Annotated in this window: 22 protein-coding genes and 2 pseudogenes; 5 read left to right on the plus strand and 19 right to left on the minus strand. The window is 66.7% G+C overall.

Going from position 1 to position 22,713, the window contains the following annotated elements:
* Positions 1-46: 46 nt before the first annotated feature.
* A complete protein-coding gene (locus AC0685_RS32455; protein WP_478228978.1) occupies positions 47-796 on the minus strand; it encodes a hypothetical protein in 750 nt (249 codons plus the stop codon).
* A gap of 3 nt (positions 797-799) precedes the next feature.
* Positions 800-1,174 (minus strand): hypothetical protein, encoded by a 375-nt coding sequence (locus AC0685_RS32460; protein WP_478228979.1) that lies wholly within the window; start codon positions 1,172-1,174, stop codon positions 800-802.
* A 191-nt stretch (positions 1,175-1,365) separates the two neighbouring features.
* Here AC0685_RS32460 and AC0685_RS32465 point away from each other — a divergent pair, with 191 nt between their 5' ends.
* From AC0685_RS32465 to AC0685_RS32475, 3 genes are read left to right on the plus strand one after another with little or no spacing between them, the layout of a single operon-like run.
* Positions 1,366-1,617 (plus strand): hypothetical protein, encoded by a 252-nt coding sequence (locus tag AC0685_RS32465; RefSeq protein ID WP_478228980.1) that lies wholly within the window; start codon positions 1,366-1,368, stop codon positions 1,615-1,617.
* The gene (locus AC0685_RS32470) at positions 1,614-2,222 is read left to right on the plus strand and encodes an RNA polymerase sigma factor (RefSeq protein WP_478228981.1); all 609 of its coding nucleotides are present in this window, start codon (positions 1,614-1,616) and stop codon (positions 2,220-2,222) included. The genes AC0685_RS32465 and AC0685_RS32470 overlap by 4 nt, the downstream gene beginning before the upstream one ends.
* Complete coding sequence (locus AC0685_RS32475) at positions 2,219-3,262, plus strand: DUF349 domain-containing protein (protein WP_478228982.1); 1,044 nt, start codon at positions 2,219-2,221, stop codon at positions 3,260-3,262. The genes AC0685_RS32470 and AC0685_RS32475 overlap by 4 nt, the downstream gene beginning before the upstream one ends.
* A gap of 772 nt (positions 3,263-4,034) precedes the next feature.
* Here AC0685_RS32475 and AC0685_RS32480 read toward each other — a convergent pair.
* From AC0685_RS32480 to AC0685_RS32525, 10 genes and pseudogenes are all read right to left on the minus strand, one after another.
* Positions 4,035-4,190 carry a hypothetical protein gene (locus AC0685_RS32480; RefSeq protein ID WP_478228983.1) on the minus strand — a complete coding sequence of 52 codons (156 nt, stop codon included), beginning with the start codon at positions 4,188-4,190 and terminating at the stop codon, positions 4,035-4,037.
* Positions 4,191-4,212: 22 nt separating this feature from the next.
* The gene (locus AC0685_RS32485) at positions 4,213-5,310 is read right to left on the minus strand and encodes a WXG100 family type VII secretion target (RefSeq protein WP_478228984.1); all 1,098 of its coding nucleotides are present in this window, start codon (positions 5,308-5,310) and stop codon (positions 4,213-4,215) included.
* Between the two features lie 11 nt (positions 5,311-5,321).
* Positions 5,322-5,618 (minus strand): hypothetical protein, encoded by a 297-nt coding sequence (locus AC0685_RS32490; RefSeq protein ID WP_478228985.1) that lies wholly within the window; start codon positions 5,616-5,618, stop codon positions 5,322-5,324.
* Positions 5,615-5,959: a hypothetical protein gene (locus AC0685_RS32495; protein WP_478228986.1), complete on the minus strand. Its 345-nt coding sequence runs from the start codon at positions 5,957-5,959 to the stop codon at positions 5,615-5,617. Before AC0685_RS32495 ends, AC0685_RS32490 begins: the two co-directional genes overlap by 4 nt.
* Before the next feature lie 447 nt (positions 5,960-6,406).
* Positions 6,407-6,859 (minus strand): hypothetical protein, encoded by a 453-nt coding sequence (locus AC0685_RS32500; RefSeq protein ID WP_478228987.1) that lies wholly within the window; start codon positions 6,857-6,859, stop codon positions 6,407-6,409.
* 191 nt (positions 6,860-7,050) lie between these two features.
* Entirely contained in the window at positions 7,051-7,587 is a 537-nt protein-coding gene (locus AC0685_RS32505; protein ID WP_478228988.1) for a hypothetical protein, read from the minus strand.
* Positions 7,588-7,777: 190 nt separating this feature from the next.
* Positions 7,778-8,395, minus strand: a complete 618-nt coding sequence (locus tag AC0685_RS32510; protein WP_478228989.1) for a TetR/AcrR family transcriptional regulator — start codon at positions 8,393-8,395, stop codon at positions 7,778-7,780.
* Positions 8,396-8,472: 77 nt separating this feature from the next.
* Positions 8,473-9,615, minus strand: a complete 1,143-nt coding sequence (locus AC0685_RS32515; protein WP_478228990.1) for an FAD-dependent monooxygenase — start codon at positions 9,613-9,615, stop codon at positions 8,473-8,475.
* 128 nt (positions 9,616-9,743) lie between these two features.
* Positions 9,744-10,022 (minus strand): annotated as a pseudogene (locus AC0685_RS32520) (AMP-binding protein); the annotation flags it as partial.
* A complete protein-coding gene (locus AC0685_RS32525) occupies positions 10,019-16,558 on the minus strand; it encodes a LamG domain-containing protein (protein WP_478228991.1) in 6,540 nt (2,179 codons plus the stop codon). The gene AC0685_RS32525 and the pseudogene AC0685_RS32520, both read right to left, overlap by 4 nt.
* 422 nt (positions 16,559-16,980) lie before the next feature.
* Here AC0685_RS32525 and AC0685_RS32530 point away from each other — a divergent pair, with 422 nt between their 5' ends.
* Complete coding sequence (locus AC0685_RS32530; protein ID WP_478229010.1) at positions 16,981-17,337, plus strand: hypothetical protein; 357 nt, start codon at positions 16,981-16,983, stop codon at positions 17,335-17,337.
* A gap of 228 nt (positions 17,338-17,565) precedes the next feature.
* On the opposite strand, the pseudogene AC0685_RS32535 reads toward AC0685_RS32530, so the two are convergent.
* The 6 genes and pseudogenes from AC0685_RS32535 to AC0685_RS32560 all read right to left on the minus strand — a co-directional run.
* A pseudogene (locus AC0685_RS32535) lies at positions 17,566-17,784 on the minus strand (ANTAR domain-containing protein); the annotation flags it as partial.
* 131 nt (positions 17,785-17,915) lie between these two features.
* The gene (locus AC0685_RS32540; RefSeq protein WP_478228992.1) at positions 17,916-18,737 is read right to left on the minus strand and encodes a CPBP family intramembrane glutamic endopeptidase; all 822 of its coding nucleotides are present in this window, start codon (positions 18,735-18,737) and stop codon (positions 17,916-17,918) included.
* A gap of 30 nt (positions 18,738-18,767) precedes the next feature.
* Entirely contained in the window at positions 18,768-18,932 is a 165-nt protein-coding gene (locus tag AC0685_RS32545) for an aspartate 1-decarboxylase (RefSeq protein ID WP_478228993.1), read from the minus strand.
* A gap of 128 nt (positions 18,933-19,060) precedes the next feature.
* Positions 19,061-20,329, minus strand: a complete 1,269-nt coding sequence (locus tag AC0685_RS32550) for a cytochrome P450 (RefSeq protein WP_478228994.1) — start codon at positions 20,327-20,329, stop codon at positions 19,061-19,063.
* Complete coding sequence (locus AC0685_RS32555) at positions 20,238-20,789, minus strand: Rossmann-fold NAD(P)-binding domain-containing protein (RefSeq protein ID WP_478228995.1); 552 nt, start codon at positions 20,787-20,789, stop codon at positions 20,238-20,240. The genes AC0685_RS32550 and AC0685_RS32555 overlap by 92 nt, the downstream gene beginning before the upstream one ends.
* Positions 20,720-21,106 (minus strand): SDR family oxidoreductase, encoded by a 387-nt coding sequence (locus AC0685_RS32560; RefSeq protein ID WP_478228996.1) that lies wholly within the window; start codon positions 21,104-21,106, stop codon positions 20,720-20,722. The genes AC0685_RS32555 and AC0685_RS32560 overlap by 70 nt, the downstream gene beginning before the upstream one ends.
* Before the next feature lie 194 nt (positions 21,107-21,300).
* On the opposite strand from AC0685_RS32560, the gene AC0685_RS32565 reads away from it, so the two are divergent.
* Positions 21,301-21,663, plus strand: a complete 363-nt coding sequence (locus AC0685_RS32565; RefSeq protein ID WP_478228997.1) for a hypothetical protein — start codon at positions 21,301-21,303, stop codon at positions 21,661-21,663.
* A gap of 49 nt (positions 21,664-21,712) precedes the next feature.
* Here the strand turns inward: AC0685_RS32565 and AC0685_RS32570 are convergent, their stop codons facing one another.
* The gene (locus AC0685_RS32570) at positions 21,713-22,696 is read right to left on the minus strand and encodes an ArsR/SmtB family transcription factor (protein WP_478228998.1); all 984 of its coding nucleotides are present in this window, start codon (positions 22,694-22,696) and stop codon (positions 21,713-21,715) included.
* Positions 22,697-22,713: the final 17 nt, after the last annotated feature.

The raw sequence follows: 22,713 nt of genomic DNA on the forward strand, positions 1-22,713 counted from the left end.
GATCCCGCCGAATACACCGGTGGTGTGCGCCTGCTGGCGGCTGCGGTCAGATGATCCCGTCCTTCCACTGCCTCTGTGTCCAAGCGCTCCAGCGGATATCGGGCTTGGCGTATCTGCGGTCCTGTTTGACCCGCTCACGCCATTCGGTGAGCAGGTTCTGCGCCCAGACGACGGTCGGATGATTCGGTCCGTACCGGCTGAGGTTCTCCACCAGGTCGGCGGTGCTGTCGCGGGCCTGCTCGTTTCCCATGACGCACCCGGTCCACCATGCCTTCAGCTCGAAGGCTTCGAGGGTTTCCGGGTGAATCAGCCCCTTCGTGTGCTGACGATGCTCAAACAGCTCGCAAGACAAGGCGTACGCGGTGTGGGCATCACCTACGTATCCACTCGCGTGAGCGGCGTTCGTCAGAACCGCCAGGGTGCGGTCGTCAGCGCGCCCGTAGGACGCGGTGTATTCGGCAAGGGCCTGGTCGTAGAGGTCGTGCGCTCGCCGGACATCGCCGTGTTCGAGAGCCCAAAAAGCTGCCCCTTCCAACGCCTCGAGGTAGTCGGCCCGATCGCCAGGGCCGCGGCGCCAATGAATCAGGCGCAGGTCGCCGAACAACTCTCTGGCTTCAGCGATCTGGCCCGACTCTCCCAGGAAATCGGCCTGCCTGGCGAGGGCACGGAGTTCGGCGGGAGTCGCGTTCACCATCCTGTCCAGCCAGGCGCGTTTGTCCGGCGGGAGGTTCAGGTACATCGCGTTGCCGTCGCCGACCTGCGTCCCGAAGTTGTGATGAATGTCGAAATCAGACATCGGCTACGAAGTGAAGTTGTTGGTCATGGTGTTGCCATCGCCGATCTGGACACCTTGGTTGTCGTGGATGTGGACGCGGTCGGCCGTTGCCGGCGACACCAGCATCATCACTCGTTCGGCTGCCGCGGCCAGTTCGGCGTCCGTGCCGGCGTCGACGGCGGCCAGCGCCTCGGTCAGTTGCCGCCGATGATCCTGCGGATTCGCCAGGTGCCGCTCGATCTCCGCGGCGTCCACTGATCGATCGCGGCGCAGTACCTTTCGTGTGACGGTCTTCAACCCCGTGTAGGCGTCCTTGACCGCCGTGGACGCCGTGTCGGTCATTCCCGCCGTCGCGCCGGCGGCCAGCGCGGCCACCACGAGCTCGATCGAGCCGGTCATGCACATCTCCTCCCCGCTGTGGATGTCGATCCACCTTGGTTATCGGCAGCAGGAGCCAGCTACCTGACACTTCACTCGATCGGATCGGTACCCAATCAAGGGCGACCACAACCGTGGGGCTCACCCGTCTCAGTAACAGAGAGCTGGTGGAGAAGGCCAGTTCTGACGTCACTGAGAAGAGGGAGACGGGAATGGATCCGATCACCGCTGCCGCGGTCGCGGCCGGTGGACACGTCGTCCATCGGTTCGGTCGTGAGGCCTCTCCCATCGCAGGGAATCTGATCATCGAACGTGCTCGGCGACGGACGATGCTGGACGTTCTCGACCGATTGCCTCAGGATTACGAATTCAGTGAGTGGCGTGCGGACGGCAGCGGCTGGTCAGTGCGCCCACCGCGGCCACAGGATGGCGTCGCGGCGCACGACGACCGGAGTGCAGGGTGACGGCTTCCGCCGGCGACACAGGAGACGACGTCTCCGAAGCGCGCGATCAAGAGTTCACAGAGCTGTATCGCCGAGAGCGCACACGACTGCGGCGTTATGCCGCGATGATGAGTCCGCATCTGGATTGGGAGGCAGCCGTGCATGATGCCTTCGTGGATGTGTTTCGCCGCTGGGACGAGATCCATACGTCGAAGAGAGCCTGGCTCAACAAGGCGGTCTACAGCCGTCTCGTCGACCAGGGACGGCGGTGTGAGCGTCCTGAGGACATCAGCGACGATTTCCTCGGCCTGTGGAAGACCACGCGTCACATTCAGGTGCAACGACTTCGGGATCCCGAGGAATGGCAGGAACTACGGGAGACCTTCGGCGCGATCCACCTGCTGCCGGACCAACGTCGATGTGCGCTGGTCCTGCGGTTCCTCGGATCGGCCGATGACGAGATCGCTCTGGTTCTCGGCGTCGACCGTGCCACGGTGCGGCGCTATGTTTCCGATGCGCTCCGGCAGGTCACCGAGATGGTAGGGAATCCGGAACGCCGGCTGCGGGCGAGACGGCAGCGACGACGGCCGCGGCAGGACACAGAAACCGGAGGCGGGGAGGAATGATGAACGACAACGTCGGCCAGCGCCCCGCGATGCCGGACGCGGACGAAGTGGCGGCCAGTCGGCTCGATCAGCTCTACGACGCTATCTGTGAAGTGGTTCCCGATGACGACGAGGCGGCTGAGCAGGACCTTGCGCGCGTCATGAAGCAGGCCCGGAGTGGATCCCGAGAGGGCGAGCGAACTTCGGGGAACGGGGAACTGGAAGGTGTGAACGCCAGGGCCGAAGCGTTGCACCGCAAGCGACTGCTGGTCGAAGAGGCCGAGCAGATCGCTGTCGTGTCGACTCAATGGAAAGCCGGCGGGGACCGGTTGCGGGCGATCCTCGACGAGTACAAGTCCGTCCGAGGCGTCGATCGTCGCGTGGACACCGAATTGTGGATGAGGTTTTCCAAAGCGCGTGAGCTCTACAACCGCCGTCGTGGTGACTATCTCGCCGGTCTGGGCGACATGCGAACTGCCGCGAAGCGGCGCAAGGAGGAAATCGTCTCCGAAGCCGAGGCCCTTTCGGAATCCTTGGAGTGGGTGACGGCGGCCGGTCGGTACAAGGAACTGGTGGGTGAATGGAAGGCGGCCGACCGTGCTCCGAGGGGAGACGACGAGTTGTGGCGGCGGTTCCGCGCAGCGCAGGATCGGTTCTTCACTCGACGATCCGCGTTGTCGTCGCCGTGGGACACCGAACTCGCGGCGAATGCCGTGAAGAAGGACGGGCTGCTTAGGGAAGCGGAGCGGATCGATCCGAACCAGGACCTGTCGTCGGCGCAGGCGCAGCTGGACCGGATTCTTGAGCAATGGGAACGGATCGGCAGAGTTCCGCGCGAGCGCGTACGAGAGCTGGAGGCGCGGCTCGCTGCGGTCGAGGAGCAGGTCAGGCTCGCCGCTGAGCGTAGGTCGGCGCCGAAATTCTCTTGGGCGCGCCAGGTGAGGACGCATCTCCAAGAGCCGGTCGAAAGCTCCAAGGCACCAGCACGAACGACGGAGCAACGGCGTCAAGGTGCGCAGGAAGCGGATCTCGGTTCGTCGTCCCCTGGATCCAGGGAGTAGCCCGACGGAAGGTGGGGTGAGATCGGAGCACTCAGCCGGTCTCAACCGCCTGCTGGCACATTCCGGGCCCAGCGTCGATGAGCCGCATCGAACGGGCCTGCGACGGCGCATGCCTGAACCATGGCGACATGCGACGGACGTGCGGTTGATGCTGCGTTCGCGTACTTCCGCTGGTCAGATAGTGGGAGCAGGCCAGAGTCAGTTCCGACCTCCTCCCGACCGCCACGTTCGACCCGTCGCGCCAAGGAGTTCTGGCGTTCGCGCGCACATGGAGGCAGGCATCAGCGCCGAGAACCTCCGGCTTCCCATCGTTGAGTGGGACAGAACTGAAGTCATCGAACCGGATCGTTTCTTGGCCCCGACAATTAACTGTGTGAAGCCCGACGGACGCGTCGGTCGCAGTAAGGCTATCAGTGCAAGTGTCGGACATAACGCAGGCAGTGATTTCAATTTCAGCTATCTACTCTGGAAAAGGCAGGCGGCAAATAGAGCTGCTCTTCGTGGTGGGTGGGACGTAGCTGATGCAAAGCCTCGGTGCCGCCGTCGTGATCTCGTGGCCGGCAACGCAGATGACGTCGATTCCGGGCGTCGAGGTGAACCAGATGAGTGGGCCTGAACCGGAGTCGCCGCCCGGCCTGAACTGCGATTTATTTGCGCCGATCCAGCTCATGTTACGGGCAGGGCGTACTGGCTGAAGGCTGTGCCCGGCGTTCTCTCTCAGGTTTCCTTCACCTCGTCGCCGCCGAGCCAGCGACTTCCCTGGTAACAGTGACTACGGTAGGTGGCCGAGCTTCAGGCATCGCGAGGCCAGTTGCGGATTCACCTTTTCGAGGCACTCCACCGTGGGGTCGTCCAGCAGCTGTTCCAGGTAGTACATACGACTGCGGCCCAGCTCCGAGCCGGTGTCGAAAATGTACTCGTCGCTCATGAACCGAGGGGATGCGGTTCCTCTACTTGTCGTTGTCCTGGAGATTTCCGGGCGGGTTCAGGGACGCGATCTTCGAGACCAGTTTGTCGATGTCGATTCTGGACAGCTCCAGAAACGCTTTGAACGAGTCGATCGCGCTGATTACATCGGGTACGACGAAGAGGAGGTCATCGATGAGCTTCTTGGCGTTACTCATGCCGCCTCGGCCGCTGAGGGTCAAGGCGATCTCCACCGCCAGGTCTGCCAGCGTCAAACACGCCTCGGCGATGACAGCGCCTTCGGCGTCCATCCGGTTCGCGGTGCCGTCGAGGACTGCGGCCGAGCGGCGAAACAGGTCGGCATGCTGCGACAACGCCTGGTCCCATGCCTTCGCCGATCGGGCGTAGCCGTTGGCGGCGTCTCCGGTCCAGTCGGTGCCCACCAACATGTCGGCCCCGGCGGACATGATCCGGCCGATCTCCTCCACCGCGCTCGCTGCGGCACGGTACTGGTTCGCGGTGAACCACAGGACTCCCCAGTCGCCCAGCAACGGCTTGACGCATTCCTTCGCGGGGCTGAACCCGCAGATGTACTCGACAAGAGCGTCGGCCGAGGTGAAAGAGGGCCCTTCGACAACTGTCATGAGGGTGTCCAGCGTCTTCTCCATCGTCGGCTTGAACGCCATGTCCGGGATGATGTCGCCGTCTACGTCCGTCGCGATGTAGTCCTTGGCGTCGAAGCTGGTGCTCCAGTCCGAGTTGGGCTCTCCGCCGGTGATGGCTTCGGCGGTTTTCTTCGCATCCTCGGACGGATCCGCGCCGGCGACTTCGGCCTCAGCCTCCTCGTCCCGTTTTTGGTAGGCCTTCGCGGCCTTCCTCAACCTCTCCGCGGTGCTGACCATGCTCGTGGACATCGGCTTGTCGCACGCCAGGCAGAGGGCCCTCGCGAGGGTGTCGCTGGCCTCCTGGAAAAGGAAGAGCGGTTCGTTGAGCAAGCCGGTGTAGCCAGCCAGAATACTCTTCAGGTCCGACACGTTCTTGGCATCGTCGTAGACTTCCTCGACGACACCGCCGAGCTTGTCGTACTCCTCGGAGAGAGCGGATAGCTGATCCGCGCAACCGTGCAGATCCGGCAGCGACACCCTGAAGCCTGTCATGATCGTCCCCTTTTGCCGAGCTGATCCTTGTGGGCGCGGGCTTGGGCCCGGTTGATCGCGGCGGCCAGGTAGTCGGTGACCCGCTCGGCAGGCATCACACGCAAGGCGTACTCGTGCAGGTCGACGTCCGTCAGTCCGCCGAGCTTGTCCACATATACGTACCCCAGCCTGCCCTCGACGGGTTCTGCCACGACGCCGTCACCGGCATCGCGCGGGCGTTTGCCCACTGTCCTGCGTTCGGGTTCGCCGGGTTCGTCGAGGTCGTGCAGCCTCATCAGGTGCGGATCGCTCATGGCCGAACCTCCTCGGAGCTGCCGGGCAGCGGGCCAAGCCGGTCGACCAGCATTCGCACGAACGCGAGCTTGGCCTCCGCCTGCGCCTGGCTCACGGCCTCCACGACCTGCCGCTCCAACTCCGTGACCGGCACGCGGGTCATCGTGACGTCAACGACGTCGAGCGACACCAACCTGCCGTTCCGGTCAGCAGTGGCGACGACGTTGCCGCGCACCGAGGTAGCCGAAAAATACCCACCGTCGAGTGTCTTGTCGATGTCGGTGAATGCGGCGGAACTCTGTTCGAGTCTGGCGTGGATACGCTGCATCTGATCGCTGAACTTCCCTGTCGAGCTGTTCATTGAGTTCCCGTCGTCGAGTACCGGGCGACCGTATCGAGCTGAAAGCGTGACCGGGTGGAACCGGCGGCGAGCTCGGCTTCGGTGATCCGGGCCCGCGTTTCGAGCGGCAGATGGAGTCGTTCCCAGCGGGGGAGCCGCTGTCGAGCGGGTCGGGTGAACCACGCGGATTCCAGTCGTGGAAGGTTCGTCGATCAGGTCGTGGTAGCGGCCAACAGGCCGATCAGGTCGCGTAGCATGTCGCGGCCCTGCGCCGGCCGCCGAGCCCGGCCGTAAGCCTCTATTTGACAAGGGTTTCGTGACCAGTCCAGTGGTGCGAACTCGCGCGACAGTACTACTACTGCTGCGCAGCAAGCACCTCTATGCCGCTCGCTCTCTAACGAGCGCGGGGGGCACTCGTCAGAGAGCGGCCCTATGCTGTCGGGTGGCTGGGTTTCAGGCTCGATCAGGCTACTCGGTGACCTTGCCGGTCCTGCACTCCTTGACCTTGCCGTTGTCCCATCCGCATGCCTTCCAACTGGCCGTCTTGCCGTTGGGAATGTTTCCCACGCCCATGCAATAGGCGCCGCCGTTGTAGACGTGCTTGTAGTAAGTCTTCCCAGTGTGGTTGTTCTTCACCCACAGCGAGGACGATTGTCCGTCGAGGATCGTGTCCTGGATGAAAAAGTTGTCCTGGTCCTTTCCGCCATCGTAATCGTGCCATTCGACCGAGCCCGCATAAGCGCCCTCGCCATCAGGAATCGACCAGCTACGTTCGGCCGGCCCCCAGCAGTCCGCCGCCTGGGCATCAGCGGACTGCGCCGACGACGAGCCGGATGCGGTATCCGCACTGGCGGAGGCCGGAAAGAGCAAGGCGGCGGCGAAAGCCACACCGGCCAGACTGAAACGCGTGCGGTTCTTCATGATGTACTCCCGAGTTGTCCAGAGAAGTTCCTGCCGGCACAGTGCCGATCAGGAGCTTGATGCCTCTGATGGACCGCGACGGCTCCTAAGAGCATGGGGCGAGCAGTTGGGCTCGGCCACACCTTTGCGTCCTAGCGAAAACAACCGATAGAAGATGCCGGGTTGGGTCGCGCCGTCGACGTGACCGACGATCACCGCGGGCCCGGTCTGGCCGGGCGCCGGCCCCGGTTCGTACCAGCCGGCTTGCATCGAGGCCGAGCTTGATCGGTGACGAGTGGGCGTCGAGCTTGAGGACGTGTACCGCGATCGGGGTCACCCGGACCATGGGGTTGTTGACCGTGGCGATCGGCCGGGTCTGTGGGGATGGCGGTGGGGCCGATGTGGGGAGTGTCGTGCCGGGCGCGGCGGTTGTCGCGGCCGGTGACGGCGCCGGGTCCGTGGTCAGGCTGACTACCAGTCCCAATGCCGCCGCAGCGGCCACGGCCGCGGTGATCGCGCCGAACGCGAGGCGCGATCGCCAGCGCGTACGACGTGATGACCCAGGCCATCGACGCGAGCCCGCCCAGATCGCCGACGATGCTCGGCAGTGCGGTGGCGACGATGTAGCTGTCCATCATGCCGAGGAACATGCCGAACAACGCGCCCGCGATCCCGAGCTTGACCAAGCGTGGATGGCCGGTCGCCGACTCCGGTGGAGCGGCGGTATCGGCGGCGGTCGTTTCCGACATCGTGTCTCGTCCCTTCCTTTCGTGCCGAGTGCTCCGACGCCCACACCTCGATGGCTTACTGCATAAAGTCATGAACTAGCCACTCTTTGTAGTCGAGTGAAGTCGTGGCCGTTCCCGGTTTCGGGTGTGGCGGAACGCGCCCGTGTTCAGCAGGCCGTCGCGGACGGCCTCGTTCGATCGTGCGATGGGGTCAGGGGCGGGGTGGTGGTGGCAGGCCCAGGGAAATCCCGGTGAACACCTCGTGCAACAAAGCGGGCATGGACACTGACGGGTCGGTGTCCACGTAGCGGTTCAGTGCGGCGTTCATGGCGCCGATGGTCACGTTGGCGACGAGCTGGGGGTACAGATCGGCGTGCGGATCGGTGCCGGTGCGCTCGGCGATAGCCTCGACCAGGTCGTCGATGGTGTTCCGGGCCATCGCGGCCTGCATTTCCGGTGTCGCGTTCAGCTTGCGCACTTCGAGGCGCTGCTCGTCGGTCGGCTGCCCGAAGGGCACCCCGTCATCGCGCAACGGCTCGATCAGTGCTTCGGCGATCGCGGTCCACAAGGGCTCCTCCGCCGGCCGGGCGCGCAACAATTCGGCACTGCGACGTAGCCGGTGGCTGACCCGGTAGGCCAACGCGTCGTACTTGCTGCTGAAGTAGTTGCTGAACGTCCGCAGCGACACCCCGACACGTGCCGCGATGTCTTCACGGACGACGTTCTCCAGGCCGACCTCGAACATCAGCTCCAACGCCGCGTCGCTCAACGCCTTGCGGGTGTCGAGCTTCTTGCGTTCCCGCAGGCTGACGGGTGCTTCGCTGGGCATGTCCCGATCGTATGAGCAACATGCCCAGCAGGCAATCTTGCCTTCCGGGCATATTTAACGCCATGATCGGCGCTCGGTCAACGGGCGAACCACGTCCGCAGGGCCTCGTCGAGACCGTCGGTGGCGCCGTCCTCCCGGACCCAAGCGATGATGCCGTCGGGGCGGACCAGTACACCGGTGAGCGCGGGGTGGCTGACACATTTGGTGCTCAGCGGCCGGACCCGGCCCTTGGCGAGGTCGCGCACGGTGGCGGAATCGTTGAGGTCGAGCAGCAGCGTCTCGCCGTCCTGGAGGTGCTCGCCGAGACGGGAACCGTCGGCGAACTCGAAGTCGGGCGCGGAGGTGCCGACGAGGTCGTGCTCGCCGCCGAGCGGGTAGCGGAGCTGCAGCCCGGAATTCCGCTTCGCCAGATACATGGCGCCCTCAGGGCTGGCCAGCAGATCGGTGACGACACCCGGGAGGGCGATCGTGGCGGCGTCCGGCCGCATCAGCGCGACCTGCGCGCGGGACCAGTCCAGCACCCACTCGCCGACCGGATGCCGCTCGGTGGTGTAGCTGTCGAGCAGGCCTTCGGGCGCGTCGCCGTGAACCGTGGCGGCGAGTTTCCAGCCGAGGTTCACCGCGTCGCCCAACCCGAGGTTCAGGCCCTGACCACTGAAAGGCGAGTGCACGTGGGCGGCGTCCCCGGCGAGCAGGACCCTGCCGAGGCGATAGGTCGTCGCCTGCCGCGTGTTGTCGGCGTAGCGCGTCGCGGACTTGAGTTTCGTGACACGGACGTCCGCGCCGGAGACCCTTCGCAAACTGGCTTCGATCTCCTCGGCGGTGATCGCGGCGTCGCGGCGGCGGGCGGGCCGTCGAACTCGATGGTGACGATCCGGCCGGGCATCGGCCAGTGGACGAACAGTCCGTTGTTCCCCAGCGTCCAGCGGGGACGCAGCGCGCCGCCGCCACTGGGATCGCCGACGAGGACGACGGCGGCACCGGTCACCTCCAGATGGGACAGCAGGACCTCCTCGACTTCGCCGAGTTCGATGCGGTTGCCGCGCAACTCGACCTGCCGGTCCAATCGGCCGCAGATCTCCAGTTGCCCGTCGTGCGTCCAGCGGGCCAGGTCGCCGGTCCGGTAGAACCGGCCGAACTCGGGATGTTCGCCGAACCGTTCCGCGGTCGGCTCCGGCTTTCCGTGGTAGCCGGACGACAGGCCGGCGCCCGTGATGCACAACTCGCCGCGCACGCCCACACGGTGGCCTCGGTCGGTCCGTACAGGTTGAGCAACGTGCACCCGGTAGCGGTCAGCGTCGAGGACGAGACGCCAGGTGGTCGGCGTCGCCGAAAGGACCGAAACGTCGTGCCGGTCCAGTGCTTCGGCGAGCGTCGCGCCGTGGGTGCGCGCCTCGTCCGGGGCGACGACCAGCGTGCCGCCGGTGGCCAGTGGCAGGAACAGTTCGAGGGTGGACATGTCGAAGCTGAACGCCGTCACCCACAGCATCGACCTCTCGCGGGCGTCGAGTGCTTCGGCGAAGTGGGTGATCAGGTTTGCCAGCGCGCGGTGGTCGCTCCGGGTGCCCTTGGGACGCCCGGTCGAGCCCGACGTGTAGATCAGGTAGGCCTGATCGTCCGCGGTCACCGGAACGAGGTGCCCGCGGCGCCCGTTTCCGGCCGCGGCAGCAGACCGGAGGCGTATCCGGCTTGGAAGTACGCCACCGTGTCGGTCAGGATTCGGTTCAACAGCGCCACTTTCGCGGGATCCGGCTTCGCGAGGCGGGTCGCGGCGAGGAACGCCGCCCACCACGGCACGAGATCGCCGAGTTTCGATGCCGTGTGGCCGTCCAGCGGCGCCAGAACGTTCGCCACCCCGTTCCCGATGTCTGCGGGGGAGGGGTGCTCGGCCGGCACCTCGTCCTCGACCAGTTCGATCAGCAGCGGGTTGTCGGCCAGGTCGATCACCTGCGCGGGCTCGTGGGAGACCGTCTGGTCCGGATTGGTGTCGAACTGCGGCGGTACCCGGCTGACGTAGGTGACGCGGTGCAGCAGCCGCCACGCGCCCTGCCCGGTCAGCTGGACGTTGCGCAGGGCCACCGCGTCCGGGTCGCTACTGGAGGTCAGCCATTCCTTGTCGATCACCTGATCGTGGAACGTGTCGCCATTGTCCGCCGAAGGCGGCAGGTAGATCGACATGAACCGGTAGGCGTCGACCTTGCCGGGGCAGTAATCCGGGGTGTAGCCGGTCTCCGCGTGGTAGCCCTGCAGCATCGGATCGCCAGGGCAGGTCACCGCCAGTGAGAAGCCTCGCGACTCGTTCTCCGACTTGCCGACCTGGACTTTGACGTGTCCGCCGAACAACGCGTCGATCGCGCCGTACAGACCGTATTGGGCGGTGAAGGTGATCTCGCCGGTGAGGCCGGTCAGATGCGTGTAGTCGCTGAATCCCGTGTAGACGCGTTCGTGGGCGGCGGAGAACTGCTCGGTTTCGGTGTGCAGGCCGCCGGACGCCGTCCAGACGTACCGGTTGGCGATGCCGCGGGTCGGGACGTCCCTGCCGAAGTCGTAGAACTGCTCGTCCTTGATCCCGTCCAGGTCGGCGCTGCCTTTCTCACCGAGGCTCGCCGCCTTGAACTGGTTGTACCTGCTCCGCATGGCCGCGTCGGACTGCGCTATCTTCGCGGCCAGCCGGTAGGCCTCGTCCGGTTTGAAGTAGCTGCCTCTGGCGACGTCGGCGCGCGGGAAGTCGGCGTCGTTGACTAGACCGACCTTCCCGTCCAGCGTCCCGTTCTTCACATAGCGCGGGTCGATCTGGAAGGTGATGATGTTGCGGTCCGGCGGGATGTCCAGATCGGGCAGCACCATCTTGCCGACCATCGCCCCGGTGGAGCGCAGCCGCATCGCGTACAGATCGGCCGTCATCGACTCGACGAGGGCGTACCCGAGGTTCAGCGGCTGGTAGCGGCGGCCGACCACCGGGTTGAGGTAGTCCGACCGGTCCGGCCGCGCCTGTTCCCACATTCCCCGCAGCCCCAAGGTGTCCGTCGTGGTGCGGGTCCACGCGGAGAGGTACGTTTCGTCCCGCTGGCGGGCGATTTCCAGGTTCGACTTGTGCCGGGCGCCGATCTTCCCGGTACCGGCGGTGAGCAGATGCGTCCACGCCAGCACGGACGCGCTGTCCGCCCATTTCGCGGCGACCCCGGCTTTCGTGTCGATCTCCATTTTCAACGCGGTTTTGTAGTCCGACGACGTGAACTTGACCGACGTGCTCTCCTCGGACCGGACGGTGACCGTGGACGCGTCCTGATAGGAGTTGTAGCCGAACGGGCTGTCGTAGAGCGGGCGGGACAGGTTCTCGCTGGGCACCGGCGGCGCGCCCTCGATGTACCCGATCAGCGTGGGGCGGGTCTGGACCTGGCCCAGGTACACCAGATCCGTCTCGCCCATGCCGTAGCCGGTGGACAACGTGAGCGCGGTGTCTTCGAAGAAATAGGCACGACGCATCACCGCGTAGGGCGTGCCGTCCCCGTGGGTTTCCATCTCCGGGTATTCGACGACCGCGGCCTTGCCGGAAAGCGGGCGCTGGAATCGGGTCCGCGGACCTTGGTAGACGTTGGTGAGCTGAGGCCCCTCGTTCGCGACGGGCGCGGTGGAGGCGACATAGCCGGGTGAGCCGATGAGACGCCCGTTCGCGCCCCGGCCGGTCAGGTCCGCGCTGGTGTTATCCAATGACCAGTAGCCCGCCAGGTCGGTCTCGTCGCCCTTCAGCTTCCGGAACAGGGTGGACGTGATCTGGGAGCGGGTGCGCGCGGAGCGCCAGATCCGTACCTCGGCCAGCGATCCGGTGAGGGTGTCCTGGAGCTTTCCCGCGCCCTGCTGGTAGGCGCCGAAGGTGCATTGGTCGTACCCGAGATAGCCGTCGACTTCGCCCGCGGGCAGCACCGACCCGATCGGCAGGCCGTCGTGGTAGCACCGGTACCGGCCGACGTTCTGGAGCACACCCCACAGATCCGTGTCGGTCAGCAGGAAGTCGTTGTCGTTCACCGAATCCGCGGCGACATTGCCGGAACCTTCGGTGAACCACCACGCCGAAACCACGCCGTGGTCGGTGTCGGCGGCTTGATTGCGCCGCAGCACCGACCGCACCTGGGCCGCCGACAAGCCTGTCGACCAGAATCGCAGCCCGCCCAAGGCGCCGGTGAAGCGCGCTTGCGCTTCCAAGGCCACCCGGCCCGCCTTCGACGGCGGAGTGCCGATGCCGAGTGTCAGCGGCGCCGAGGAATCGACGGACGTCACGGTCTTCGCGCCACGCAGTGTCGTCTGCGCCGTCCCGTTCTCGAAACCGTCGACGTAGATCGTGAGCGTGCACCGCAGGCCCGCCTTGACCTGAGCCGAAGTCAGCGTCACGGCGATGTGGACGGCCGGGCCGCGCAGGACGAATGCGTTGCCCCGCACGGTCAGCCGGCTCCGGTCGCCACTCGCCGGGTCGACGATTCCGGCCGTGCAGAACGGATTCCCGTCGGAGTCCAGCGCGAGCCGGAACGACTGGTCCTTTTCGGACTCTCCCCACTGCGAGAGGATCGTCTGCTGCAGACCGGTGGAGCCCACTCCCTCCACCCAGCAGTCGATGCTGAACTGGCCGTTGAACGCGAGGTCGCCGGGTTCGGGGCAGACGCCGTAGGACGGTGGAGCCGAGGCCGCGCCCGCGAGGTTCAGTTTCAGTGCGCCGGCCGCCTGATAGCTGACAGCCACATGGTTCCACTCGCCGGGACGCAGGCGCGCCCGGGCTCGCACTGGCGCCGTCCCGCCGACGCCGGCGACGATGCCGAGGAACGGGTCGTCATCGCTGGAGCCGACCGCTTGGGATTTGGCGAGCTTCAGTTGGGCGTCGAGCGCGGGCCCGGTCGCGGTCGCGTGGTTGGCGAAGACCGACTTGGCGGTGGTGTGCCCCTCGGCCAAGGACCAGGCGCCCTCCAGCCCCGGTTCGCTTCCGGTCAGCGCCGCGGTGTTCGTCTGGCGCAGTTCCGCGGCCGTCCTGGCGAAGGACCAGAGACGCACATCCGACAGCGCGCCGAACATGCTGACGTGCGGGCCGATCGCCGCGCCGATCGCCAGCGACGGCGAGGTCGACTTCGACGGTGGTTGCAGCTTGACGTTCCGCACGGTGTTGACCAGCACGGCGCCGACGTAGATCTTCAGCGTCCAGGTCCCGTTCTGCCATGCCCCCGTCGCCGCGACATGCGACCAAACACCGGCGGGCAGGGGATTCCCGGCCGTGAGGTAGCTCGACTTCGGCTCGTGGCTTTGCGGCCGGTAGCCCAGCGACAGGTGGCGCCCGACGTCGAGACCGAGATTGAGCAGCGGCTTGCTTTTGCTCTTCGCGTCGCAGACCTGCAGGACGCTGCCGAGCCGGTTCGCCTTGGGACACGGCTTCTGGTCCGGTTTGATCCACGCCTCCCAGGTGAAGCCGGTGGGGCCGGGCGTGAACGCCGGGTTCGACGGCACCGCGAGGTAGGAGCTTTTGGTGTTGTTCTTCTGGGTGAAGGCACCGAAGCGCACCGTGGGCAGGCCGGCGACGCCGAGATAGTAGGACGGCGTGAGTTCGCCCAGCCCCTTCGCCGGCCCGTTGTCGTAGGTGATCACCGTGGCCGGGTCGCTGCCTTCCGGCCGGATCCAGGATTCCATGGTCCAAACCGGTCCCGGCGCCAACTGGGTGTTGGTGAGCGCGACGCTCATCGCCTGGCGGCCGTTCAGCGCGAGCGCTTTCGCCTGGTGCGCGGCCAGCCATTTGCCGTTGTCTCCGCTCACCGTCCGGGTACTCGTTCCGTCCACCGCCAGCGGTGCCCGGCCGAACAGCGCGCTTTCCGGCTGGAGCGCGGTCATCGCGATCATCGCCCGGCCGACGGTGGTGTCCGGTGGTGCCGGGGTCAGCGAACGTCCTTGCCAGTTCGCCGCGTCGACCTGCCCGGCGGCGAGCTCTCCCACGTCGGCCGGTTGGAGCACGTCGAACAGCACCGAGCCACCGCGCAGATCCAGGGGAGTTGTGAAGGTCTGGTCGGCGACAGGCCCGGGTTTCGGATCGGCGGAGATATGGCTGAACACCGCTTCGGCCGCGCTCCAGGCACGCAACCGCGCGACGAAACCCGCCTGGTCACGGGGAACGTTCTCGAGTTTCACGGCGGGCTGCCCGCCGGTGACGAGGGAAATGGTGCAGTGCGCCGGATCGCCGTCCGCGGGTGAGATCGTCAGCGACGGGTTCCCGGTCGTCTTGCCGAAGAGCAGGATGCTGCCACCGCCGGTGCTCAACGCGTAGACGGGGGTGTCGCCCGCGGCCCGGTGATAGGGGTAGGTCGCCGGAGCCGCGTCACCGTTGAGGACCGGCGCCGCGTCGACGGTGCTTGACGGCACTGCCTGCCAGGTCTGCACCGCGGTGACACCGGTGTCCGAGGTGTAGCGCATGATCAGATCCACGGTCCCGTTCGCCGCAGCGGTGACCTCGACCCGGGAGAGCGGCATGTCGGGACGGTGGGAGATCAGCACGAGCCTGCCCGCGGAGGCCAGGGGCAACCGTACCGACGGCTGGTGGCCCAGGAAGTCGTAGAACGGCCGGGCTCCGGACAGGACCGCTTTGTCAGCGGGGTCGTCGGAGAACGCTCCGTTGAGGACCGAGACCATGGTCCGGACGTCTCGCGGGACACCGCCCCAGTTCTCGTGCGGCAGGCCGGCGGCGGTGCCGTAGTCGATCGTCACGTCGCAGAGGTCGGACGCGGTGACGCCGTCACGGACGCAGGGCGCCACGGTCGCCACGACGTCGTCGAACGTGCTGCCACTGCGCCGGGCGATCAGGGTGAACGTGCCGGTCTGGTCGTCGGCGTTCCAGGGCATCGTGAGCCGGGTCCTGGTCACCGTGGGGTCGTACTGGGCTACCGCGAAAGCTTCGGTGCCCGCCGGGCTGGACGGCTGGGGGAAGTAGCAGTGCACGAGCCCGTCGGCACTGTCGAGGACGGCGGGTGCGGCGGCCGGTCTCGGCGTGCCCAGCAGGACCGCGCTCACCGTGCCGGCACCGGCCGAGCGCACCGCCTTGGCTGGGACGGGGTGGTCGCCGGTGCCCGGGGTGAAACCGCCGCCGTTCAGCGTGCCGTCGATCAGCACACAGCCGATCCCCGCCGGGAACGTCGGGATGGTCCCGTCCGGCAGCACGCCGAAGTCGTAGACGGCCAGCGCTCCCGGCAGTCCGGCCCCGGCGTTGGCGACCGGGACGGTGACGCCCAGCCGGACGGCCCGGCGCAGGCTCGACGGCAGACCCGGCTCCGCGCCGGTCCTTTCCTGCTCGGCGTACAGGCTCGCGCCGACACCGGCGGTCGGGGTCAACGGGGTGCTCTTTCCCGAATTCCAGAGCGTGGGGGTGATCGTGAAGGTACGTGCCAGCGCCGGATCGACCTCGATGCCGCCCGTGCTGTCCTGCGGATACGAGACGAAGGTGAGGACTTCGCCGGTGACGGCGATGATGTGCCAGCGGCGGACATCGGCGTCCGAAGTGGGCGCGAGAACGACGTCGAAACGGCCGCCGGTGATACCGGACAGCGCCGACAGTTCGATGGTGGGCTCCGGGAACGGCTCGTCGATCATGTTGCGGAAGCCGAGTTCGTCGCCGGGGCCCGCCGGTGCGTCGCGGCGTTCACTGCGCCGGTACCGCACCTCCCACACCCGCTCCATCCGCCAGCCGCCTTGGTTCTCACCGTCACGCGAGCCGCTGGTCCGCTGTGGCGGAGTCCGCACGAGCGCGAAGCGATCCACGTAGAGAGTGCCGGTGGCGGACTGGCGGAAGCACGAGATGTACCTGCCGTCGGTGACGGCCCGGAAAGGCGCGTCCGCGGGCTTCGGAGCGGCGGCGGCCGAATCGACGGTGATCAGGTCCATGCCGGCGATCCGCAACAGTGGACGGTCGTCCGCCGACCCGGCGGTTCTCCCGGTGAGCCGCAGTTCGTTCCAGCCCGCCCATTCCTGGGGAACACCGGGATCCGTCCCGGAGACACGTACGTTGTAGTACAGCGAACCGACCGTCGTGGCGGCTTTTCGGGCGAGTAGCACCACTGTTCCCGCGAGAGTGAGAGCGACGGGATCGACCAGCGTAATACCGTTGCAGTCGGTCGAGGGCCAGGTCTGTTCCGAGGTCGTCATAGCCATCCCTCACTCGGGGAAATGTCGGCGATCTTTCATGTTATTGAGGCAGGAGCACGCGGACAGCCCCCTGGAATAGTGAAAGAAGGTGACGCACCGTTTTTCCGGACGGCGGTTGGTGAGCCTGTTCGGGACGATGGCTTTCCGACAGTGTGTTTCTCGGGGTTTGTCGCTGGGCGGTGCGACCGCCTGCCAGGTCGTTCCGGTCGACGGCCAGGACACAGTTGGCCCGGGCGCCACCGAAGGAGGCCCACCGCTCAGGAACGTGTTCCCGATCAGCGGAGTATCGGTTTCACCGCGGGTGTTCCCGGGTGCAGTGCCACCGGCGCCGGAAGGTGGCTGCCGAGTTCGGGGTCGCCGCAGCCGAGGGTGAACGCGCCGCGAAGGACGGCGCGATCCGCAGTTACGCTCTCGCAGGGTTGGTGCGGTGTGGGGTCTGCGCGCGGCGGATGGACTCGCACTGGGTGCACGACCGACCCGGCTATCGCTGCCGCCACGGCCACTCCAGCGCCCGACAGTCCACCGCCGGACGTCCGAAGACGATCTACCGTCGTGAAGACCGTCTGATCGATCGCATCGCCGCGCACTTCGGCGACCTGGACGATCACGATGCCCGGGGTCACGTGCGCACCTGTCTTGTTGCCGCGGAACTCCGGGCTAGCGGGTCGATAGTGGTCTGCGACAGCGGGGGAGTGACCCTCGCACCCGAATGCGACCTCTCTCGTCGGATGCTGGACGAGGGCCAAAGGCAAACGCCTCGCTCAAGTGATCTTGAGTGAGGCGTGGGGTAGTGATGTGTCCGAGGGACTCGAGCACCTGTTCGTGGCATCCATGCGCGGGATGCGTATTCATGCGACGGACTATACCTGCGGTCAGCGGCTATTGAGGGGGTAAGGCAAATGTGGCGTGTTGCGCAAGCCACTTTCGCACCGTCAGTTCAAAGTGATCGACCCAGGTGGTGGTGAAGGCCTCCTTGCCTACCCTGAAGGTAGGGAAGGAGCCCTTCGCTACGCCGTCGACGTGGCTTTCGCGACACGATCGAAGGCGGCCATGAGCGGACCGCCCATCGCACCCGACACGTTTGCCTTACCCCTCAATAACCGGGCCGGTCGGCCCCCGTCGCCGGTTGCCGAGGACTCGACCAGAAGCTGGAAGGCTTGGAGGGTGAGGCAGTGGCGGAGCATGAGAATGCCTTTGGTCATGCCGATGACGGCACGGCTTTCGACGGCGGCTTGGAGTGATTATCTGTCAAAACTTATGCGCCCCTCGACCGTATGTGGCAGCATATTCTTATGCGACCGATCAGAATTGGTCCAACTGGTTTTGTGAACACAAATGCAGGACAGTCGAACAGTGCTTACAAGTGTCGGCCCGACAAGCCGGCCACCGTGATGACGGCAATGGTCGCGTCGGCACCGATGTGCGCGATGTACGGCAACAGGAGCCCGCGACTCCGCACACGCAAGACGCCGAGAAGGTAGCCCCAGACGCCTGCCATCACCATTCCGGTCCAGCCGGATGGGAACCCCTTGAAGTGGAACAGCCCGAACGCGGCACCCTGCACGATCAGGGCTGCTCGTACCGTCCAGATCGCGGCCATCTCGTCGAGCAGCACACCCCGGAACAGGCTCTCTTCCAGTGCCGCGTTGAAGAGGGAGAAAGCGATGACGGCGAGTGCTACCTGCCAAAGCGGACTGTCCTTGGCCGCGACGATGTAGCCGGGCAGCACCGGATCCGTGAACCGTGCCCAGACGACGAGTGCCGCCGTGGTGCCCACGATCAGCACCACGACGGAAGCGGCAAGCGGCCAGGTCAGGCGGCCCGGTTCGACCCAGCCGAACGCCGTCCCGATCGACGGGAGCCTGCCGAGTCCGGCCGACAAGCCGAACACGACGACGAGCGCGAGCGCGATCCGCACGGCCGGCGGCCAGTCCAGCAGGATCGTCACATGGAACACGACCGAGACGGCAGCGGCGACGGTCGCGGCGCGGATGCCTGGCGCCGAGCGGCTCCGCACGGCCGCCACCAGGGATGCCACGAGCCCGGCGGCGACGACAAAGGAGAACCATGGCGCGCCGGGTAAGACCGGCGCCGCCATGAGCAGACAGGCCGCCGCCGTGGCGGACCGGGCGCCGAGACTCGATGCCCCCGTCTCGGTTCGGGTGGTCGCATCAGGCACGAAACAGCTTCTTTCCTCGTTGGCTTACCCTCAACTTGCCATGTCACCTCGCGCCGGGCTCGTATCAGCCGGGCCCGCGCTTTCCTGCACGACGCGCGGCTTGACGGGTCGGACCTCGACGTCGGGCACCATCCCGTAAGCGATGATGATCACCAGATCGCCGACGCCGATCAGCCGGGCGGCGACGCCGTCCACGCCGATACTCCTGCCTGGGTGACTCGGGCTCGGTGGATCTTGGATCTCATCAGGGTTCGGTCCATGGTCGCGTCCTCCGAATGTCGTCGATGATTTCGGCAACCGTCCGGCCGACGAGAGGAGCGAACTCAGGCCGTGACGGGAAAGTGGCTCAGGCCTCGGATGGAATTGCCTTCCCGGCGTCGAAGCGGACCTGCCTGGCGCAGGAGCGGCATTCGCTCCGCGAGGGTGCGGAAGACGATTTCGCCTTCGATACGCGCCAGCCTGGCGCCGAGGCAATAGTGTATTCCGCTGGAGAACGCCAGGTGGTCCGATGCGCCGGAGCGGGTGATGTCGAATTCGCCCGGCCTTTCGTACACCTCCGGATCACGGTTGGCCGCGGCCAGGAGCACGGCGACGAACTGGCCCGGCCTGATCGTGCGCCCGGCCAGTTCCACCTCGGTGTGCGCGATCCTCAGCGACGCCTGCACCGGGGGGTCGTAGCGCAGTACCTCCTCCACCGCGGCGGCGGCGAGACTCGGATCGGAGCACAGCAGCTCCCACTGTCCGGGGTGGTCCAGCAGCGCCCGGACGCCGTTGCCGATCAGGTTGACCGTGGTCTCGAAACCGGCGATCAGCAACAGCAACGCGGTGCCGTGCAGCTCCCGCGCGGTCATCCTTTTGTCCCCGACGGCGGCCGCGAGATCGCTGATCACGTCGTCACCGGGAATCGCCGTCCGCTCGTGAAGCAGCCGGTCGAACAACACGACCAGGTCCTCGCCGACGGTGATCAGTTGTTCGGCTTGCCGGACCGAGTGCACACCGCTGAGGCCTTCGCCGATCAAAGTGCCGTACTCGGCGAAGACCGACCGCTCGGCGGCCGGGATACCGAGCAGGTCACTGATCACCGTGATCGGGAGCGGTGCGGCCAGATCCTTGACCAGGTCGAAGGTCTCCTGTCCGGCCACCTTGGCCAGGAGTGAGTCCACCGCCGCCTGCACCGTCGGCCGGTAGTGGTCCACCCGCCCGGGCTTGAACACGGGCGCGGCGAGCCTGCGCAGCCGGGTGTGATCGGGTGGATCCAGGTCGAGGAAGCTCTCCGGGTAGGTCTGGGACACCATGCCCAGCGCGCCGGTGAGCGCGGGCGTGCCGTCCGCGTACTTCATGCCGAACCGGCGATCCCGCAGGACCTGATCGCACAGCGCGAAGGAAGCCGTGGCCCACGACCCGCTCAAACCGCGGTACAGCGGGCCTTTCGCCCTTATCCGCTCGTACAACGGATACGGGTCTTCCCGCCATTTCGGATGCTCCACCTGTACGAGCAGGTCACCGAGCCCGCCGAGCAGCCGGCTGACGGTCTTGGAGACCTGGATCTGCGCACCGAGCCGCAGCGCGTCGGCGGGGCCCAAGGCGTTCATCGCTTCCTCCTTCGGATTGCCGGCGGCTACCGGAACCGGTCGCGTTCTCGGCCGCCCACTGGGCGAAGGAACGCGGTGGTCTGCCGGTGACCTCCCGCACGGTCGGCTCGGCCGCGGCACCCGTTTCGGGTGGGTTCAGGCCGAGTTGGATGCCGAACTCCACGTCGTCCGGCCCCCAGCCCAACGCCGAGAGACGAGCGCGTTCCTGCTCATCGGACAACTGCTCGAACCGGATGGGCCTGCCGATCGCCTCGGCGATCAGAGCGACGCGCCGTTCGGGCGTGATCGGTTCCGGCCCGGTGATCGGATAGGCCTTCCCGGCATGATCGTCACCGGTCAGGGCCGCCACCGCCACGCCGGCGATGTCGGACTCGTGCACCACCGATCCCGTCAGGTTGCCGAAGACCCGCACGACCCCTTCCGTGCGCACCGAGTCCGCCCATTCCAGCGCGTTCGCCATGAATTCCACCGGCAGCAGAAGAGTCCAGGGCAGTTCACTCCGGTCCGGTGGGCGAGTTCCACCAGTTGCGGGCCGGTTTCCAGTGGGGCGCCGTCATCGCCCCCGAAAGTGATCAGGTGCAAACCGGTGACGCCATCGAGGGCACCGGCGACGCTGTCGGGCTCGGTGAGATCTCCCCGGACGACTTCCACCCCCAGCGGGAAGCCGGCCTTCGCCGGGTCGCGGGTCAACGCCCGCACTTCGTGGCCGGTCTCGACCAGGCCGGCCACGATCCGGTGGCCGACGGTACCGGTGGCACCGGTGACCAGAATCCTCATGAGCAGCTCCTCATAAAACGACGATGATTCCCTGGCGTTCGCGAAACCTTACGACGCGCACATGGCAAATTCCTTGCAGCGCCATTGAGGCTGGCGATTTCCGCCTGCTTTTGAACGGTCGTGGAAAGGCTTGGATCGGGATTCTCCGTCCGGTTATGTTCGGTCGGCAAGGGCAACCGAGGGAAGGATGGAAAATGAAGGTTCCGAGCAGGCGGATGACGGGGGTCGTCGCCGGTGCCGCGGCGCTTTTCGCCGCGGTTTCGATCGCGGCCGCTCCGGCGGGGGCGTCCGAGGCCGGGGTGCAGACCGACGCGTGGCCCTGTGCGGGCCCGGCGGATTTCTTCGCGGCCAAGAACAAGAACGGCTCCTGGACGTGTTACGCGAACTCCGGGTCGAGTCTCGCGCGCTCGTTCAACACCGTTCATTGGCAGTCGGGAGCGAACACCGGGTACTTCTGGTACGAATGCCACGGGACGCACTATCCTGCCAAGCGATTCATCGCGTGGCAGAGTGAATCGCTCGGCGATTGCACCATTTACAAGGTGAACATCGACTGAGCGTGAACCAGGGGCCGCCTCCAAGACCGCGGAGGCGGCCCCGCGCTTTTCACGCCGGGAATCGGTGGCCGAGGAGGTTCGCTCCCAAGCGGGTCAGCCGATGACGCACCGCCGGTCCGGCCCGCTCGGTGGTGATCAGCCCGGCGGAGCGCAGGATCGACGCGTGATAGCTGGCCACGGAGACGGTGACGCCCGCCCGTCGGCCCAGCTCCGTCGTCGTGCAGCCGTCGCCGACGGCACGGAGCGCCCCGGCGCGGGTCGGCCCCAGCAGATCTTCCAGCGGCTTCGCGTCCGTGACACCCGCCGGAGCAGGACAGGTGACCGGCGCCGGACGTGTGGTCGCGGGGAAGACGAGCACGGGTGGCAGGGCGGGGTCGGCGAGCACCGTCGGCCGTCCGTGGCAGAAGAACGACGGCAGCAACCGCAATCCCCGCCCGTCGAGCCACAGGTCCCGGACGAGGTGGTCGCCGTCCAGTCGGAGCGCGTCACCACGCCAGGTGAGCGCCGGATGCAGGGATGCCAGCAGCCCGCCCGTCCCCTTCGACACCAGGACCCGCGTCCGGGCGGCGGCGTCGTCACGTACGTGGTGCTCGATCCGCGTCCAGGATGGCTCCACCGCCGTCCGGTGGTAGTCGGCGAGTCCGCGCGTGAGGTCCGTCAGGGCGGCGTGGTCACCTGAGGCCAGCCTGGCGGCCCACCGTGACGGCATCGCGCGCCCGGCGAGCCGCGCGAGTTCGGCCCGCAGGCGATGACGCGGCGTGCGCCGCAGTGCGGCGAGCCCGCTTTCGAGGCCCACCGCCGATTCCGCCGGTGTGAGGAAATCCGGTGAATAGCCCCGTGGCGGCGCCAAGTGGAACAGGGCTCGCATGGCGGGGCTCAGCGTCAGCCCCGCGCGCCAGCGTTCATGGCGCGGCTCCACCGTCGGGCTTTGCAGGACATGCAGACTCAGGAGCACTTCCCATAACGGATCCGGCTCGGTGGAGAGGGTGACACGGGCCAGATCGGCGGCCGAGAAATGGATGTGCAGTGGCATTCAGGTGAGTCGCCTTT

The organism is Amycolatopsis sp. NPDC043889, from assembly GCF_056435645.1.